At 51.6% G+C, this 17,519-nt stretch carries 14 protein-coding genes; 7 read left to right on the forward strand and 7 right to left on the reverse strand.

Features of this window, described 5'->3' with window-relative positions; genetic code table 11:
• Positions 1–94: 94 nt before the first annotated feature.
• Complete coding sequence (kdgK, locus tag EHN13_RS18365) at positions 95–1,024, reverse strand: 2-dehydro-3-deoxygluconokinase (RefSeq protein ID WP_124021870.1); 930 nt, start codon at positions 1,022–1,024, stop codon at positions 95–97.
• A gap of 227 nt (positions 1,025–1,251) precedes the next feature.
• Here kdgK and pdeH point away from each other — a divergent pair, with 227 nt between their 5' ends.
• Both pdeH and EHN13_RS18375 read left to right on the forward strand, forming a co-directional pair.
• Entirely contained in the window at positions 1,252–2,019 is a 768-nt protein-coding gene (gene pdeH, locus EHN13_RS18370; RefSeq protein ID WP_124021871.1) for a cyclic-guanylate-specific phosphodiesterase, read from the forward strand.
• A 77-nt stretch (positions 2,020–2,096) separates the two neighbouring features.
• A complete protein-coding gene (locus EHN13_RS18375; protein ID WP_124021872.1) occupies positions 2,097–4,157 on the forward strand; it encodes an AsmA family protein in 2,061 nt (686 codons plus the stop codon).
• Positions 4,158–4,250: 93 nt separating this feature from the next.
• On the opposite strand, the gene EHN13_RS18380 is transcribed toward EHN13_RS18375, so the two are convergent.
• From EHN13_RS18380 to EHN13_RS18390, 3 genes are all read right to left on the reverse strand, one after another.
• Complete coding sequence (locus EHN13_RS18380; protein WP_048213639.1) at positions 4,251–5,573, reverse strand: MFS transporter; 1,323 nt, start codon at positions 5,571–5,573, stop codon at positions 4,251–4,253.
• A 300-nt stretch (positions 5,574–5,873) separates the two neighbouring features.
• Positions 5,874–6,872 (reverse strand): inner membrane protein YhjD, encoded by a 999-nt coding sequence (gene yhjD, locus EHN13_RS18385; protein WP_061066779.1) that lies wholly within the window; start codon positions 6,870–6,872, stop codon positions 5,874–5,876.
• A gap of 70 nt (positions 6,873–6,942) precedes the next feature.
• Positions 6,943–7,842 carry a LysR family transcriptional regulator gene (locus tag EHN13_RS18390; RefSeq protein WP_061068776.1) on the reverse strand — a complete coding sequence of 300 codons (900 nt, stop codon included), beginning with the start codon at positions 7,840–7,842 and terminating at the stop codon, positions 6,943–6,945.
• Between the two features lie 119 nt (positions 7,843–7,961).
• On the opposite strand from EHN13_RS18390, the gene EHN13_RS18395 reads away from it, so the two are divergent.
• Together EHN13_RS18395 and EHN13_RS18400 are read left to right on the forward strand one after the other, a co-directional pair.
• The gene (locus EHN13_RS18395; protein ID WP_115642712.1) at positions 7,962–8,720 is read left to right on the forward strand and encodes an SDR family NAD(P)-dependent oxidoreductase; all 759 of its coding nucleotides are present in this window, start codon (positions 7,962–7,964) and stop codon (positions 8,718–8,720) included.
• A gap of 366 nt (positions 8,721–9,086) precedes the next feature.
• Positions 9,087–9,689: a helix-turn-helix transcriptional regulator gene (locus tag EHN13_RS18400; RefSeq protein ID WP_061066778.1), complete on the forward strand. Its 603-nt coding sequence runs from the start codon at positions 9,087–9,089 to the stop codon at positions 9,687–9,689.
• A gap of 18 nt (positions 9,690–9,707) precedes the next feature.
• Here EHN13_RS18400 and EHN13_RS18405 read toward each other — a convergent pair whose 3' ends face one another.
• Positions 9,708–10,058 (reverse strand): glycoside hydrolase family protein, encoded by a 351-nt coding sequence (locus tag EHN13_RS18405; RefSeq protein ID WP_101742808.1) that lies wholly within the window; start codon positions 10,056–10,058, stop codon positions 9,708–9,710.
• A 412-nt stretch (positions 10,059–10,470) separates the two neighbouring features.
• Here EHN13_RS18405 and EHN13_RS18410 point away from each other — a divergent pair, with 412 nt between their 5' ends.
• Positions 10,471–12,060, forward strand: a complete 1,590-nt coding sequence (locus EHN13_RS18410) for an STY4199 family HEPN domain-containing protein (protein WP_101742795.1) — start codon at positions 10,471–10,473, stop codon at positions 12,058–12,060.
• 38 nt (positions 12,061–12,098) lie between these two features.
• On the opposite strand, the gene EHN13_RS18415 is transcribed toward EHN13_RS18410, so the two are convergent.
• The gene (locus EHN13_RS18415; protein WP_124021873.1) at positions 12,099–13,748 is read right to left on the reverse strand and encodes an alpha,alpha-trehalase; all 1,650 of its coding nucleotides are present in this window, start codon (positions 13,746–13,748) and stop codon (positions 12,099–12,101) included.
• A 427-nt stretch (positions 13,749–14,175) separates the two neighbouring features.
• On the opposite strand from EHN13_RS18415, the gene EHN13_RS18420 reads away from it, so the two are divergent.
• Positions 14,176–15,570, forward strand: a complete 1,395-nt coding sequence (locus EHN13_RS18420) for a cytochrome-c peroxidase (protein ID WP_124021874.1) — start codon at positions 14,176–14,178, stop codon at positions 15,568–15,570.
• A 382-nt stretch (positions 15,571–15,952) separates the two neighbouring features.
• Complete coding sequence (dinQ, locus tag EHN13_RS18425; RefSeq protein WP_003837776.1) at positions 15,953–16,036, forward strand: damage-inducible type I toxin DinQ; 84 nt, start codon at positions 15,953–15,955, stop codon at positions 16,034–16,036.
• 66 nt (positions 16,037–16,102) lie between these two features.
• On the opposite strand, the gene gorA is transcribed toward dinQ, so the two are convergent.
• A complete protein-coding gene (gene gorA / locus EHN13_RS18430; protein WP_124021875.1) occupies positions 16,103–17,455 on the reverse strand; it encodes a glutathione-disulfide reductase in 1,353 nt (450 codons plus the stop codon).
• Between the last annotated feature and the right edge of the window lie 64 nt (positions 17,456–17,519).

Here is a 17,519-nt window from a genome sequence, read left to right on the forward strand (position 1 = left end):
GGCCGGATAAGGCGGTTACGCCGCTATCCGGCATTGGAGATGCCGGGGGCGCTTTGCTTGTCCGGCCTACGGTATGCAGACCGGATAATCGACGTTACTGCGGCATGGCATCGCGTGGGATAATCGCCCCGCGATGCTGAATAACGGTGCTTGCTGTCAGGTGGCCGCGTTTTGCGGCTTCAGCGGCATCGCCACCGGTTAAACGCACTGCCAGATACCCGGCACTGAATGAGTCTCCTGCCGCCGTGGTATCGATCACTTTTTCTTTCGGTAATTTTACAGCCGGTACATCGATAAGTCCTTCACCCTCGATGGACACCAGGCAAGAGTCTGCGCCGCGCTTCACAACCACTTCCTGTACGCCAACTGCGTGAGTCCGGGCAATTACGTCCTCTACGGGTTTTTCACCCCACAGCGCGTCTTCATCGTCCAGCGTCAGGAACGCAATATTGGTGCACTCCAGCATCTGCTGATACACCTGCTGAGTTTCTTCTTTGCTGCTCCACAGACGCGGGCGGTAGTTGTTGTCAAAAATGACCTTGCCGCCGTTGGCGCGACACTCGCGCAGCAGCGACAGCAGTTTGTCACGGCTGGCCGGGCTTAAAATCGCCAGGCTGATTCCGCTCAGGTACAGGTAGTCGAATGTCGCCAGCGTTTTGCAAATGGCGCCGGATTGTTCGCTCTCCAGCCAGAATTTTGCCGCCGCTTCATTACGCCAGTAATAGAAGGTGCGCTCGCCAGTACTGTCAGTCTCAATGTAATAGAGACCCGGCAGACGGTTTTCCATACGCTGGGTTAATGACGTATCGACGTTTTCTCCCTGCCAGGATTCCAGCATTTGCTGGCTGAAACTGTCAGTGCCCAGCGCCGTGACGTAATGTACGGAAAGGGCCGCAGAATCGACCTGACGGGCAATATAAACGGATGTATTCAACGTGTCGCCACCGAATCCGCGCTGAACGTCGGCGCCTTTCTGTGACAGCTCAATCATGCATTCGCCAATCACGGCAATCTTCCTGGACATAGTCGTAACCTGCTCTGAAAAAAATTAGCGTTAGTGTGCGCTGTGGGTGTTAAGTGGTCAACTATATTAAAACAACGTTCCATTATTTTTTTGAGCCAGAACGTGTTCTGTGTCGTTTTTACCGCTGTTTTTATTTTGCGTACTGCTGAACGTAAAGTTCTGCGCCTGAGCGCCGATAACCTTTGACGAGTCCGGTCAGTCACACTCTTATTTACAGGACACCTCAGATGATAAAGCAGGTCACCCTGCAGCTAATTACGCCAGATGCGAGTATCGAATGCTTGCAGGAGCGACGCTATTGGCTGCAGTGCGAGCGTGCTTACACTTATCAGCCCATTTACCAGACCAATGGTCGGCTGATGGCCGTAGAGCTGCTAACCGTCGTGAGCCATCCTGATAACCCTGCTCAACGCATTGCGCCAGACCGTTATTTTGCTGAAGTTGCTGTTCGGCATCGCGTTGAGGTAGTGAAAGAGCAGCTTGAACAACTTGAACTGAAAAGTGACTTTTTCAGAGCCCACGATCTGCTGGCCTCCGTCAATGTCGATGGCCCGACGCTCATTGCGATGCGCCAGGACCCCGAGATCCTGAAAATCATTGAATGCCTGCCCTGGTTACGCTTTGAGTTGGTCGAGCATATCCGCTTACCGAAGGGATCGTCGTTTGCCTCGATGTGCGAGTTCGGCCCGCTCTGGCTGGATGATTTTGGTACCGGGATGGCCAATTTCTCGGCCCTTAGCGAAGTGAGTTACGACTACATCAAAGTGGCGCGGGATCTGTTTGTCATGCTGCGTCAGACGCCGGAAGGCCGTAACCTCTTCACTTTGCTGCTCCAGCTTATGAACCGCTATTGCCGTGGCGTGATTGTCGAAGGTGTTGAAACCCTGGAAGAGTGGCGCGATGTGCAAAACTCACCGGCTTTTGCTGCTCAGGGCTATTTCCTCTCTCGTCCGGTGCCACTGAGTACCCTGGAAGAGGTGATTCTATCGCTTTGATGCGGATGTAGCGTGCCTCCTTTTCGCCCTGCTGGACTATCTTTAGGACAGGCAAGGGAGGAAGTCAGGAGGAAAACGTGACGAAAACAGGCAAAATAGCCTCATCCGTAGTAGGGTTTTTCTTGTTGCTGATCGTCGTGCTCATCATTGTGATTGCGACATTTGACTGGAACCGGCTCAAACCGACCATCAACCAGAAAGTCTCTACTGAACTCAACCGTCCATTCGCCATACGCGGTGATCTGGGCGTCGTCTGGGAACGCCAGAAGCAGGAAACCGGCTGGCGCAGTTGGGTTCCGTGGCCGCATGTTCATGCTGAAGATATTATCCTCGGCAACCCGCCAGATATTCCCGACGTTACCATGGTGCATCTCCCGCGTGTTGAAGCTACGCTCGCCCCACTGGCACTGCTGACAAAAACCGTCTGGCTCCCGTGGGTCAAGATGGTGAAACCCGATGTGCGGCTCATTCGGTTGTCGGAGAAAAACAACAACTGGACCTTTAACTTCGCCGGGGATGAAAAACGCGATCCCAATGCGCCGCCACCCGCGTGGTCTTTCAGGCTGGATAACATTCTGTTCGATCAAGGGCGTATCGCTGTTAATGATAAGGTGACGAAGTCGGAGCTTGAGATCCTGGTCGATCCACTAGGCAAGCCGCTACCGTTTAGCGAAGTGACAGGCACCAACAGCAAAGAAGGGGGCACCAGCGTTGAGGATTACATTTTTGGTCTGAAAGCCCAGGGCCGCTACAACGGTGAGCCGCTAACCGGAACGGGAAAAATTGGCGGGATGTTGGCGTTACGTGGCGAAGGTACCCCTTTTCCGATACAGGCAGACTTTCGCTCGGGCAACACGCGCGTGGTATTTAGCGGCACGATAAATGACCCGATGAATATGGGCGGTGTCGATCTACGGCTTAAATTCTCTGGGGATTCACTTGGGGATTTATACGATTTGACCGGTGTGCTGTTACCGGATACACCACCGTTTGAAACGGACGGGCGTCTGGTGGCGAAAATCGATCCGGAAAAGTCCTCTCTTTTTGAATACCGCCATTTTAATGGTCGCATTGGCGATAGTGATATTCGCGGGACGCTGGCCTACACCACCGGCAAGCCGCGACCCATGCTGAAGGGCGATGTGGAATCACGCCAGCTGAGGCTGGCTGATTTGGGGCCGCTGATCGGTGTGGATTCAGGCAAAGGGGCCGAGCGGGCAAAACAATCTGAACAGCGCAAAGGTGAGAAGAGCGTTCAGCCTGCTGACAAGGTGTTGCCGTATGACCGTTTTGAAACCGACAAATGGAACGTAATGGATGCTGATGTGCGTTTCAAAGGGCAGCGGATTGAGCACGGTAGTAGCCTGCCAATCAGCGATCTCTCCACCCATATCCTCCTGAAAAACGCTGACTTGCGCCTGCAGCCACTGAAATTTGGCCTCGCAGGGGGTAGTATTGTTTCCAGCATTCATCTGGAAGGGGATAAAAAGCCGATGCGGGGGCAGGCGGATATTCAGGCTCGCCGCCTGAAGCTAAAAGCACTGATGCCGGACGTGGAGTTGATGCAGAAAACGCTCGGTGAGATGAACGGTGACGCCAGGTTGAGCGGTAGCGGAAATTCAGTGGCTGCGCTGCTGGGTAACAGCAACGGTAACCTGAAGCTATTGATGAATGATGGATTGGTCAGTCGCAATCTGATGGAGATCGTTGGGCTGAATCTGGGTAACTATATCGTCGGACAAATATTCGGTGATGACGAAGTACGGGTGAACTGCGCAGCGGCAAATCTGGATATCGTCAATGGCATCGCGCGCCCACAAATTTTCGCGTTCGACACAGAAAACGCGGTGATCAACGTGACCGGGACTGCAAGCTTTGCATCTGAGCAACTGGATTTAACCATCGACCCGGAGAGCAAAGGCATTCGTATTATTACCCTGCGTTCGCCGCTGTATGTCCGTGGGACCTTTAAAAATCCACAGGCTGGCGTGAAGGCCGGGCCGCTGATTGCACGCGGTGCGGTGGCTGCCGCGCTGGCAACGCTGGTTACGCCAGCGGCGGCGCTGCTGGCGCTAATTTCTCCGTCTGAAAACGAAACGAATCAGTGCCGGACAATCCTGTCGCAGATGAAGAAGTGATGAGCGCGCCGGATGCGGTGTAAACACCTTATCCGGCTTACGGGGGATTGCAGTCTGTAGGCCTGATAAGCATAGCGCCATCAGGCAATCAAATTACAGCGATTGATGCCGTGTCTCATGGGTTAACAGCAGCGCAATCAGCGTTAAAGCCGCCATCGATGCCAGATACGTACCGACCGCCGCCAGACCGTAGTTCCCCTGCAGCCATGCGGCAATATAAGGGGCAACAGAGGCACCGAGAATTGACGAGACGTTGTATGAGAACGACGCTCCCGTATAGCGCACTTCAGTCGGGAACAACTCCGGCAGCAGTGCCCCCATCGGGCCGAATGTCAGACCCATCAGGCTCAGGCCAAGCAACAGGAAAGCGAACACCAACACCGGATTGCCAGAACCGAGCAGCGGTTTAAAGGCAAACAGCGCAAACAGAATGATAAGCGTGGTGATGATGAGCATGCTCTTGCGACGACCAAACGCATCGGCCAGCAGGCCAGCCACTGGTACCATAACGCCAAAGCCAATAACCGCCATCATCAGCATCCACAACACTTCATTACGCGGCAGGCCAAGCCCTACGGGGGCTGCGGCAGTGCTGAACGTCATCGAATAGACGGTCATGATATAAAACAGTGTATAGGTCGCCAGCATGATGAATGTGCCAAGGATCGTCACACGAACATGTTTTGTCAGCAGAGTACCCAGCGGGATTTTCACCTGTTTTTTCGCTGCGGCGACTTTGGCAAATACCGGCGATTCGTGGAGAGAAACACGGACGTAGAGACCGATAATGACCAGTACGGCAGAGAAGATAAACGGCACGCGCCAGCCCCAGCTCATAAACTGTTCGTCGGTCAACAGCCAGGAGAGCAACAGGAACGTGCCGTTAGCGAAGAAGAAACCGATAGGCGCACCCAACTGCGGGAATGAACCGTACAGCGCGCGTTTACGCGGTGGTGCGTTTTCCGTTGCCAGCAACGCCGCGCCGCCCCATTCACCGCCCAGACCTAAACCCTGACCAAAACGCGCCAGCGCCAGCAGCAAGGGGGCGAAAATGCCGATTGTTTCATAGCCCGGCAGCAGGCCAATCACAACCGTTGAAATCCCCATGGTGAGCAGTGAAGCAACCAGCGTGACTTTACGTCCAACACGATCGCCGAAATGGCCGAATACGGCGGAGCCGATCGGGCGGGCCACGAAGGCGATAGCAAAGGTAGCCAGCGACTGTAGTGTGGCCGCCGTGGGGTCACCCTGCGGGAAGAAGATGTGGGGGAACACGATCACCGCCGCGGTCGCGTAAATATAGAAGTCGAAGAACTCAATGGCAGTGCCGATGAGCGAAGCGACGACGACTTTATTGCGCGAATTGACCGGGGCGTGTTCTTGTTCGTTATCGAGTGTTGTGGCGGTTGCTTGCATAATATTTTCTTATTTTGGGTCGAACGAAAGGCCATATTACGCACAGCAAAAGAGACATTTCAATCTGTAACAAACTTTGAGATCGGTCAAAAATAGAGCAAAAAGTGGATAATTTTTAGGCTTGAGATTTCACTTCCATGAAATGCTTCACACAATTTAAAACTTAGTTGATAAAACTTGTTTTTGGTTAAATAAAAGTTACGTTCTGGATTTATTCACTAAATCGGTGAGAGCAGGCGGCATTATAATTGCCGGATGGCGCTGCGCTTATCCGGCAATTCACAACTAATCCGGCGGTGGCTATTGCGTTTTCCCCGGCATACGCGGGTCGTCTTTGTATTCCGCTGTGGCAATCCAGGCGGCGCAGAACAGGGTCAAACGCGCGAAGAAGTAAAAGAATGCCATCAGCCCAAGCACCGAACCAAACGCCGCGCCGGAGGGGGATTTTACCAACGATGGCAGCGTGTAGGTCATGACGATCTTAATCACCTCAAAGCCAATAGCCGCAATAAATGTTCCGCGAATCAGCGCCTTCTTACGCGGTCGGTGACGCGGTAGCCGCCAGAAAATCCAGAAGAACAGCAAATAGTTGGCGAAAATGGAGATCGCCAGACCAATCAATCGCCACGCGGGTTTCAGCCACTCAATACCGTCGAGATACAGTGCCGAGATGATCATTTGCTGGGCAGAACCGGCAATGGAGGTAATCGACAGCGTAACGATCAGCGCAATCAGCAATCCAATCAATGAGACAAAATCACGAAGGTATTTAACCCATATTTTTTCCTGATCCTGCGGTGTGCGTTCCCAGAGGTCCCGCGACTGTGCACGAATCGCTTCGCGCAGGTTTCCCATCCAGTTAATACCAGAGTAGAGGGCGATGCCAAGCCCCACCAGACCCACGGTGGTACGTTGCTGAACGGCAGTATTGATGGTGTTTTTCAGCGTCGAGGCCAGCGTCGGATCGCTAACGTTGAGCAATATTTTGCTGAAGATATCCTGTAATAACGTGGGGTGTGAGGCGAGAATAAAACCGGCCGCCGCAAACGACACCATCAGGATAGGGATCATCGACAGGAACGAGAAATACGTGATGGCTGCGCCAAACTGATTTCCCATTCGGTCATTAAAACGCTCTGCTGCGCGGATCAGGTGGGCGATAACAGGTTGACGTTGAATTTTTTCAGCGAAGGTCAGGGCAGTTTTCAACGCCTGGTTCGCTGTGGCGTTTTTCACCGGCGTTGTGGCGGTTTGCTGTTGTTCAGGCGTAGGGTGCTTTGCGTGGTGTTCCTGCGTCATCCGATCGGTAGTCCTTATTTTGTTTACTCATGACATTATAGCCGCTCAGACCCACTTCCCGAAAAATGGGCTAATCCACATAGTCTTTCATCACACCGGTCAACCATTCCATGAACAGATGTACCCGGCGGGAAAGGTTCCGGCGATGTGGATAGAGCAAAGAAACGGGCATGGGTTCGGCCCGATATTGCGGTAACACTTCAACCAGCGTACCGGCGCGAAGGGCTTCACGCACCCCGACGCGTGGTACCTGAATAATGCCCAGCCCGGCAAGACATGCCGCATGATAGGTTTCTGTGCTGTTCACGGTCAGCATGCCGCCCGTTTTTACCCATGCAGTCCCATTGTCTGTAGCCACCTCGAAGCCCTGTGCGCGTGTTCCCAAATTGACCGAATAATGCACCACGGCATGTGAGGCCAAATCCTCCAGGCTTTCCGGATAACCAAAGCGGGCCAGATACTGTGGACTGGCACAGTTAATCTGCGTGAGTTTCCCCAGCGGTCGGGCAATCAGCCCCGAATCTTTCAGTGTGCCAACGCGTACGACGCAGTCGAAACCCTCACGAATTAAGTCTACCAGGCGGTCACTGCTGCTGAGTTCAAGCTCCAGCCCTGGATACTGATGCAAAAAGACGGGCAGGCGGGGCATGACCAGATTTCTCGCCACGCCAACCGGCATATCGACGCGCAGCTTACCGCTGATACTGGCTGGATCGTGATGGAACAACCCATCCAGTTCATCCAGATTGCTCAACAGATCTTTTGCACGTTCGTAATAGATCATGCCGTCTTGTGTGAGCTGAACGCGGCGGGTAGTGCGGTGCAGAAGCTGCGTACCCAGATGATTTTCCAGGGCCTGGATTTGGCGCGATACGCTACCTTTAGGAAGTCCAAGGGTGTCTGCCGCACGCGAAAAACTCTCCAGTTCTGCGACGCGGATGAACAACTGCATTGCGTGAATTTTATCCATTCCCATGCCCTATTGTTGTTCTGAATGAAACAGTAATGCGCAATTAGCGATATTTATTGTTCTTCTACCACCTAATAAGCTTTGTCTCAATCATCACAACATCTGAAATGAGGTTTCTTATGACGCAACGTATCGCATTAGTGACCGGTGGCGGTCGTGGGCTCGGTAAAAACGCGGCACTTAAGCTGGCGAACAAAGGAATAGGTATCGTCCTGACGTGGAACAGCAATGAAAAAGAGGCGCAGCAGGTTGTGGATGAAATTCGGCAATCTGGTGGAAAAGCAGCGGCATTACCGTTAAATGTCGGGGATATTTCAACTTTCCCATCCTTCGTTGAACAGATGAACCACACCTTAAAGGCACAGTGGCAAAGCGAAGGGTTTGATTATTTATTGAACAACGCCGGAATCGGCATTACTGCGCCGTACTCTGCATTCACCGAAGCGCAATTTGACCAATTGCTGAGCATCCAGTTTAAGGGGCCATTTTTCCTGACGCAGAGTCTTCTTCCGCTGATGAACAAGGGGGGAAGGATCCTCAATGTCTCGACCGGCCTGGCGCGTTTTGCTCTACCGGGCTACAGCGCCTATGCCGCCATGAAAGGGGCGATGGAAGTGCTTACCCGGTATCAGGCTAAAGAGTTGGGGGAACGCGGTATTACGGCAAATATTATTGCGCCGGGCGCGATTGAAACTGATTTCGGCGGTGGGAACGTGCGTGATAACGCGCAACTGAATGCATATATTGCCTCGCAAACGGCGCTGGGACGCGTCGGGTTACCGGATGATATCGGTGATGCCATCGCCGCGTTGCTCAGCGATGAACTCGCCTGGATGACTGCACAGCGTATTGAGGTATCTGGCGGGATGTTCCTGTAACGTGCAACGTGCTTATTCAATAGGCTGCGGTAGCTGTTGAATGAGCACTTAATGCTATATTGTAATTTGTAACATATTTATTATTTTTTCAGGATATCTTATTTTTAGCTAAAAATGTATTCTCTGAAAATTAATATTAATAAGGAATTCTGACCCTCGATAAATGAGGAATGTCTCAGAAATCTATCCTGTTCTGCCCGCTTTGTGTAATCCTTTTTCTTGAGCTGTAACTATTCATAACTCTTGCTTTTTTATTCTTCGCTTATCGGTAGAATGACCCCTGCCAAATGGTGAGTTATTATTTTTCCTCGTGAAGAATACCCTTTCGCGTCTCAAGACTACTATTTTTTAGACGGAGAGTTAATAATGCAGGTAATAATGTTTGACAGGCAGTCAATATTTATTCATGGAATGAATATAAGTTTGCAACAACGAATTCCAGGAGTGAATGTTCAGGGTGTCAGTCAGGCAGATGACCTTTGGCAAAAACTGGAAAATACCCCAGATGCGCTGCTCATGCTGGACGGTGATCTCGACGGTGAGTTTTGCTGCAGCTTGCTGCAACAGATTGCACACTCTTTTTCAACGGTGAAGGTGCTGATCTCTGCCACTGATTGCAGTAAGAAATGGCTGCAGGATGTGACGCAATTAAACGTGTTGGCCATTGTGCCGCGTGACTCTGATGCAGAAACCTTTACTCTGGCGCTTAACAGCGTTGCGATGGGCATGATGTTTCTTCCCAGGGATCACTTAGCGACAAACGATAGCAGTCGGCAAAATATAAAAACATTAAGCGCCCGCCAGCGGGAGATCCTGACCATGCTGGCGGCTGGTGAGTCAAATAAACAAATTGGTCGGCTGTTAAATATCAGTACCGGAACGGTAAAAGCCCACCTTGAGTCACTTTATCAGCGCCTGGAAGTTAAAAACCGTACTCAGGCGGCAATGATGTTAAATGAATTTCTATAATTGATATTTATTTCACGGTCAGACGCTATCTGGCTGTGAAATATTAACCGGCCACCTTTCTGCGTGACAAAAGCGCGTTATCCCAACACTTAGCATCCACGCAATAAAGACTTCTTGTTGAAACGGGTCGTTAAGCTGAGGTTTATTTGTGCGTATTAATGCTTGGCAGATATCCAGATCTGTGAGCAGCAGGGATTCTGCCTGCGCCATTGAAATGGGGGCAACAAAGGTTTCATCGGGTGTAATTTCATGCCCGTAGCCAATGACCCATACACCATTTTTATCCTGATACTTTTCCAGCGACAGGCCCTGCCATTGCTTGATAAATGCAATACCGGCGGAGGTAAAATGAGCGGCGCAATGCGGCATAATGATTTCTCTTAAAAGAAAAACAGTATAAAGATAATTATCAGCAGACGTAGTTGCCATATGGCCATTTTTGGCCATAAACGCCTTACGACTTAAGGGGCGGCATTCACGTTTTAACCGGCTAAACATCCTGTCATCTCAGGCACTTTTCCCGATATGCTATTGCGTATCGCCAGGCATAACCAGTCACCCTCCGTCATTGAGGGGCAGTCGCGCTGTTTTCAACACCGACACGGATTTATCTCCAGAATAAATTTCAATGATTTTGCCGTTGTCACTGCAAAACGCATTTATTTGTTATATGAATGTGTTCTAGTCTACAGCGGCACAATTCTGCGCTGTGCCACGTTTATAAAAAGATAATGAAATACATCGTGAGGCCGCACCTTTCTGGGCTCTTTTAGGGAAGATAATGACCAATAGCGCGTTACAGGCGACATGTGCGCCATTTGAACACTGTTTGGGGATCATCCGTCAGGCGTCGGTGGAAATTTTGCTGCTGTTAGGCGTACATGTGGCAGAGGGCAAAGATCCGCGTTGGTTTCTGGAGCAACTCGATCAGGCCCGACTGAATCTGGGCGGTTGGGGGGCTGTCGCCAGACGCTTGCAGATGAATGATGCGCAACTCAGCCAGTTCACGTTGCGTTTACGCCATCTTCAACAGAGTGTGCCTCAGTATGAAAGCGGTCAGGATGTCAGTGAAAACCAGCTGATTTCCGCGCTGCGTTTTGTAGCAGCACTGGAGCAATTACGCCAGCAACAGCCGCTCCTGAACTATCAAACCGATATCGACATCGGGGGGCAGGATGCGCAGATGCGGGCGCAGCGTCAGCTTCGCGCAATAGAGTTAACGCTCAAAGCCCTCGTCGCACGGGTATGGCCAGATCAGCATCCGCTAAACAGTTTTCTGAAGCAGCACTTTGGTGCCGAACGCTTGCGTCGCTGGTTAAAGCTGGGCGAAGGACGTGATGCGCTGGACGGCATGTTGTTTAGCGAACTGGCGTTGATGGTGGTCGATAAGAAACTATTTGTTCGCCACTTTACGCAGATTTTTAATGATACGTCAGTGTTGATGCTGTTTGTCGAACCGCGCTTAACGCTGCGAATGTTTCTGGATGATTGCCGACAGGCGCGAAACGCTGTCATTGCTCAGCAACCGCTGACGTCAGTACAGCTGATGCTGTTAAATTACCAGTACCAACAAATTACGCATTCTGTGCAGCGAGCGTTTGAAGAGCGCCGAACGCGTATCAATCCTGCATCGTATCTGGAATCTGATGAGTCGACGGTTCGTCAATTCTGGGAAACGGCAAGGCAAAAAGACGAGCAGGCTGGAGGCGATAAAAAGGAAATTGCCGACAGTATCGATCCTCCTGAGAAGCGAGCGCAGCGTACGGCCGAAGAGCGCGAACAGCTGATTTCCGGCATGCTGTGGGTGGCTGTCGGTGTTATGGTTCTGGCGATCTCGCTGGGCGCTTTCTGGCTATTCAATGCACCTGCACCGCAAGCATCTTCAGGGCAAACTGTTGAGATAGTGCAGGAAGAGCCGCGGCGTGATGCGCCTTCTGCGCGAGAATCGGTGACCCGGATGGGCATTACATGGGATACCTTTAATATGCGGGCGGCTATCGATCGCAACGATACCCGCGTCACGTCGCTGTTCCTGCAAGGAGGTATGGACTGGAAGCTGGCGTGGACGGAGCAGGCATTTTCCGCGGGGAACACCGCAGTTCTGAAGCTGCTGCTGCGGTATCCCTCACAGATGGATGAGGCTAAACCCTGCCAGCAGTTTATGACTACGCTCAGTCATGCCATGTCGAATGGCGCATCACTGACGTCACTGCATAAAAGCTACCTACAAAGTTTCTGCTCGACACCGGAGGTCGTTGCTCGTCAGCAGTATGATATGGAACAGGCCCAACTGCGTGTGCGCGCAGATCCAAATGCAGAGAACAAAAAATGGCAGAAAATCCACACCGCGCTGTACGATGCCATTAACTAACGGCCCGATGCATTTCGTGGCATCAGGCTGTCAGACATTTACGGTTCACCGTACAAACCGATTAATCGGCGCACCACGCCATTCGTCCAGCCAAATCCGTCCTGCAGCGGATATTCCCCGCCGCCACCTTCGCGCGGCGTGCCGTCAGCGATATGGTACTTTTCAATTAGCTTGTGGTGTTCATGATAAAAAACATTAACTGTTTTCAGCCAGTTACGGGCAATTTCATCACCGAGATGGTCATCGCCATACAGTTTAAACCCCTGAATCGCCATCCACTGCAGCGGTGCCCAGCCGTTGGGTTTATCCCACTGCTCGCCGGTTTCATACTCGGTTGCTAAAATCCCGCCTGGCGTGAGTAAGCGGCTGCGTACCGCATTGGCGAGTCGGTCAGCTTGTTCATGTGTTGCCATGCCGACATACAGCGGCACAATACTGGCGGCAGAGAAAAGGGCCATTTGTTCGCGCCGCCAGTCGTAATCGCGATAGCAGCCGTTTTCATCGTCCCACAGATAGCGGTTCACCGCATCGCGGCGGTCACTGGCTTTTTGGCGAAACTGCGCTTCCGTTTCTTTGTCGCCTTTCAGCGCGGAAATATTGGCGATGGTGCTTTCCAGCTTGTAGAGGAAGGCGTTCAGATCAATCGGGATGAACTGAGTGGTGCGTATGCTGGCAAGGCGGCCTGCATCGCGTAGCCAGCGCGAGGAATAATCCCAGCCGGAGGCCGCGCCCGCGCGCAAATCCCGATACACCTCATTGGGTGGACGACCCGAATGCTTGGCGGTCTCGACGTCTTCAAGCCAGGATTCATCACGCGGCGTATCACGATCGTCCCAATAGCGGTTGAGCAGAGAGCCGTCCGACATTCTGATCACGTGACGGTAGGCCTGGTTGAGCACCAGGGAATCGGCGCCATCCATCCAGAATGCGTATTCCATTTTTAGATGTTCAAGGTAGCGACGCGCGCCGCGTACGCCATCCTCTTCAAACAGTTCCACCATCAGCGCAAAGACCGGTGGCTGCGAACGGCTCAGGTAGTAGGTACGGTTACCGTTGGGGATGTGACCATAGTTTTCAATCATCCAGGCAAAGTTATCCGCCATACACTTCAGCAGATCTTCGCGGCCGCTCTCTGCCAGACCCAGCATGGTAAAGTAGGAATCCCAGTAGTAGGTTTCGCTAAAACGTCCGCCGGGCACAATATATGACTGCGGTAACGCCAGCAGCGAGGACCAGGGAATGTGATCCTGCGGCTCGCGCGTCAGCACAGGCCACAGTTGATCGATATGTTCTTTCAGCGAGCTTGCCGGATCGGACACATATTCACTGGAGGGCGTTTCCGGTAGCCAGAAATGGTTCTCGACGAAACGTCGCAGATCAAAGTCGCGGTGGCGTTTAACTTTGCGATAGCGGATTAAAATGTCCAGTGGGTCCATTTTGGGCGCACAATCAGGGAAGGTTTTGCTATCAGCAAATAGTTTGGATGACTGGACGTGTTCAAACAGCTCGAGGTAACGATCGGCGGGGGTTAACGCATCTGACGCGGGTAACCCTGCAATCATCTCCGGCTCTGGCTCTGCCTCAATCATTTCATCCAGCTTTAACTCGCACGGATCCATTTCATAAAGTAGATCGACGTCGATCATCAGTTCTTCTGAAGGGGCGTGGGGTAGTTTCTGGTTGAGCATAATGAGAAAGACCTCCGGTAACTGTTGAAATGCTAAGGCTATTGCCCGGTCGTCAGTTAAGCGTAGACATTCGCTTCGGTGTCTGGTGAGTAAAGCGTGCGGTTGATCACATTTTAGTGCTGCATATTATTTAGAAAATAAGACTATCCTAATGAATATAATGAAGAATTCATAATTCTGCCTGATCTGAAGATATTTCATTTTCAGAACATTCGATTGCAACGAGGTGTGAACAGAACCCGGTAACGGCTTATCTCCGTAATAGGCACAGGCTATTCTATCGATAGTTATCCCCCATGTAATTGCTTGATACTTATCAAAATAATAAATTCCCTACTTTCTATGATGGTTAAGTCTGATAAAGACTATGCACTCATTATTCTAATTTTTCTGGGTTACAATAACTCACAACGGTGAGGGTAAAATAATGAAAATCATTACCCGTCTTACCGCGATAGCCATAGCTGGCGTCGTGATTTGTTATTTTGGATTATCCGGTTATGTGTGGTATCACGATAATCAACGTAGTAAACAGGCAGATGTTCAGGCCTCTACGCTGGAAGAAAATAATAAAGTACTAGGGTTTTTACGCGAAAAAGGATGCGATTATTGTCACACGCCTTCAGCTGAATTACCTTTCTATTCTTCTTTTCCTGTCGCTAAGCAGTTGATGAATTACGATATTCAACTGGGATATAAATCCTTCAATCTTGAAGCCGTGCGTGCGGCACTGGTCGCGGATAAACCCGTTTCGCAAAGCGATCTGAATAAAATTGAATGGGTGATGCAGTACGACACCATGCCGCCAACGCGTTATACCGCGCTGCACTGGGCTGGCAAGGTAAGCGATACGGAGCGAGCAGAGATCCTGGGCTGGATTGCGAGACAGCGCGAGCAGTATTACGCCAGTAACGATACCGCCGCGCAGCATCGTAATGAGCCTGTGCAGCCGATACCGGAAAATATTCCGACCGATGCCCGCAAAGTGGCGCTGGGCTTTACGCTTTACCACGACCCGCGTATTTCCGGTGACAGCACGATTTCTTGCGCGCACTGCCACGCCCTGAACGCGGGCGGCGTGGATGGTCGCAAAACGTCAATCGGCGTAGGCGGCGCGGTTGGCCCTATCAATGCGCCGACGGTATTTAACTCGGTCTTCAACGTGGAACAATTCTGGGATGGTCGAGCACCAACATTGCAGGCGCAGGCAGGCGGCCCGCCGTTGAACCCTATCGAGATGGCGTCTAAATCCTGGGATGAAATTATCCAGAAACTGGATAAGGATCCGCAACTCAAACAAGAGTTTATCGCGGTTTATCCGCAGGGATTCAGCGGAGATAATATTACCGATGCGATTGCTGAGTTTGAGAAAACGCTGATTACGCCAAATTCGCCGTTTGATAAATGGCTACGTGGTGATGAAGCGGCGTTAACTGCCCAGCAGAAACATGGCTATCAGTTGTTTAAAGATAATAAGTGCGCGACCTGTCATGGCGGTATTATTTTAGGCGGGCGTTCATTTGAGCCATTGGGTTTGAAAAAGGACTTTAATTTCGGCGAGGTCACTGCCGCAGATATTGGCCGCATGAACGTCACTAATGAATTACGTGACAAGCTGCGTCAAAAAGTCCCTGGCTTGCGTAATGTTGCGCTGACTGCGCCTTATTTCCATCGCGGTGATGTGCCAACACTTGATGGTGCGGTAAAACTGATGCTGCGTTATCAGGTGGGTAAAGAACTGCCGCAGGAAGATATTGACGATATCGTGGCGTTCCTTGAGAGTCTGAACGGGGTGTATACGCCGTATATGCAGGGTAAATAGACTTTGCCCTGGTCCTGATTCGGACGTAAAAAAACCGACTTCACGTCGGTTTTTTTACGCTTCAGCCCGAGTTGGTGGCTCTGGCCGAAGTGAGATAGTTATCATCTAACGCTTCAATCCTATTACCTTAACGGTACTATTGCAAGAATGCGCTGGCAGTTACGATTAAAAGAACTGTATACTTATCCAGTTAGCTCTGTAACTTATCCCTTCCGGACGCGCGCTAAACGCTTTCTAAGTCCTGATCGGCGAAACGGGTGGTGCCGTTGGCCGATGCTCTGGCCGGGGTGAGATAGTTATCATCTAACAATGGAGCATGCCCCGTGACAGGCAATGGATGAGTAAGCGGGTGTATTCTCACTCCATCTGATGGAGAAAACGGGTGATTGATAAAGCAATCATCGTTCTGGGAGCGTTAATCGCGTTGCTGGAGCTGATCCGCTATCTGCTGCAACTTTTGAACTGATAGCGGAAACGTAACTAAGGGCAAAGAGCTAACCCCTCTTTGCCCTTTAACACTCATGAAGTGCAATTAACGCATGGTAACGAATTCTTCTGCCGCCGTCGGGTGAATCGCGACGGTGTTATCGAAGTCTTTCTTGGTTGCGCCCATTTTCAGTGCGACCGCGAAGCCTTGCAGCATTTCATCCATTCCAAAACCAATACCGTGAATACCGACAATCTTCTCTTCCGGACCGACGCAAACCAGCTTCATGCGGCACGGCTGACGATGTGAAGTGACAGCGGTATACATCGCGGTAAATGATGATTTATACACTTTCACCTGGTCATCGCCGTGCTGTTCACGAGCCTGCTGCTCGGTCAGGCCCACGGTGCCAATTGGCGGATGGCTGAAGACCACGGTCGGGATGTTGCTGTAGTCCAGATGTTCGTCCGGTTTGTTGTTAAACAGACGCTCGGACAGGCGACGGCCCGCGGCAACGGCAACCGGCGTCAGCTCAACGGCGCCGGTATTATCGCCGACGGCATAAATACCCGGCACGCTGGTGTTCTGATATTTATCAACGACGATGTAGCCTTTTTCGTTGGTTTTTACGCCAGTAACTGCCAGGTTGAAGTTATCGGTGGCTGGTTCACGACCAATTGCCCAAATCAGGCAATCTACCGTTTCGCTACGACCATCTTCCAGTTGCAGGGTCAGGCTGCCGTCAGCGTTTTTAACGACCGCTTTCGGAATCGCGTGAGTATGCAGAGTCGGGCCTTCGGCGTTCATCACCTCGACCAGCGTGTCGACGATCATCGGGTCGAAGCTGCGCAGCGGTGCGTGTTTACGCACGAACAGATGCGTTTGGGCACCCAGGCCGTTAATCACGCCTGCCAGCTCAACGGCGATGTAACCTGCGCCGACGACCGCAACGCGCTTCGGCAGCGCGGGCAGCTCAAAGAAACCGTCGGAGTCGATGCCGTATTCCACACCCGGAATATTCGGATGGCTCGGGCGACCGCCGGTAGCAATCAAAATATGATCGGCAGTAATGGTTTCACCGTTCACTTCAATGGTTTTAGCGTCCACGAAGCGGGCAAAACCTTTAATGACATCGACGTTATTTTTACCCAGCACGTTGTCGTACGAGGTATGAATGCGATCGATATAGGCGGTACGGCTGGCGATCAGTTTATCCCAGTCGAACTTATTGATGGTGGTGTCGAAACCGTAATCCGGGCCGTACATATGGATCGCTTCGCGGATTTGTGCGGCATGCCACATCACTTTCTTCGGTACGCAGCCAACGTTAACGCAGGTGCCGCCCAGCTCTTTGGCTTCAATCAGCGCGCATTTCTGGCCGTACATTGCCGCACGGTTAATGGAGGCAATACCGCCGCTGCCGCCGCCAATAGCGATGTAATCATAGTGCTTGGTCATGACCGCTCCTTCATGTTCATTGTAGGGCGGAGAAGCGTTACGCCATCCGCCAAAATATTCGCGA

Source organism: Citrobacter youngae (assembly GCF_003818115.1).
Taxonomy (GTDB): domain Bacteria; phylum Pseudomonadota; class Gammaproteobacteria; order Enterobacterales; family Enterobacteriaceae; genus Citrobacter; species Citrobacter youngae.

Coding starts and splice junctions, on each gene's coding strand:
- EHN13_RS18405 (WP_101742808.1), bottom strand. CDS start 10,058: ATGCCGCATTGCGCCGCTCATTTTACCTCCGCCGGTATTGCATTTATC.
- kdgK (WP_124021870.1), bottom strand. CDS start 1,024: ATGTCCAGGAAGATTGCCGTGATTGGCGAATGCATGATTGAGCTGTCA.
- EHN13_RS18420 (WP_124021874.1), top strand. CDS start 14,176: ATGAAAATCATTACCCGTCTTACCGCGATAGCCATAGCTGGCGTCGTG.
- EHN13_RS18390 (WP_061068776.1), bottom strand. CDS start 7,842: ATGGATAAAATTCACGCAATGCAGTTGTTCATCCGCGTCGCAGAACTG.
- EHN13_RS18400 (WP_061066778.1), top strand. CDS start 9,087: ATGCAGGTAATAATGTTTGACAGGCAGTCAATATTTATTCATGGAATG.
- EHN13_RS18410 (WP_101742795.1), top strand. CDS start 10,471: ATGACCAATAGCGCGTTACAGGCGACATGTGCGCCATTTGAACACTGT.
- yhjD (WP_061066779.1), bottom strand. CDS start 6,872: ATGACGCAGGAACACCACGCAAAGCACCCTACGCCTGAACAACAGCAA.
- pdeH (WP_124021871.1), top strand. CDS start 1,252: ATGATAAAGCAGGTCACCCTGCAGCTAATTACGCCAGATGCGAGTATC.
- EHN13_RS18395 (WP_115642712.1), top strand. CDS start 7,962: ATGACGCAACGTATCGCATTAGTGACCGGTGGCGGTCGTGGGCTCGGT.
- EHN13_RS18415 (WP_124021873.1), bottom strand. CDS start 13,748: ATGCTCAACCAGAAACTACCCCACGCCCCTTCAGAAGAACTGATGATC.
- gorA (WP_124021875.1), bottom strand. CDS start 17,455: ATGACCAAGCACTATGATTACATCGCTATTGGCGGCGGCAGCGGCGGT.
- EHN13_RS18380 (WP_048213639.1), bottom strand. CDS start 5,573: ATGCAAGCAACCGCCACAACACTCGATAACGAACAAGAACACGCCCCG.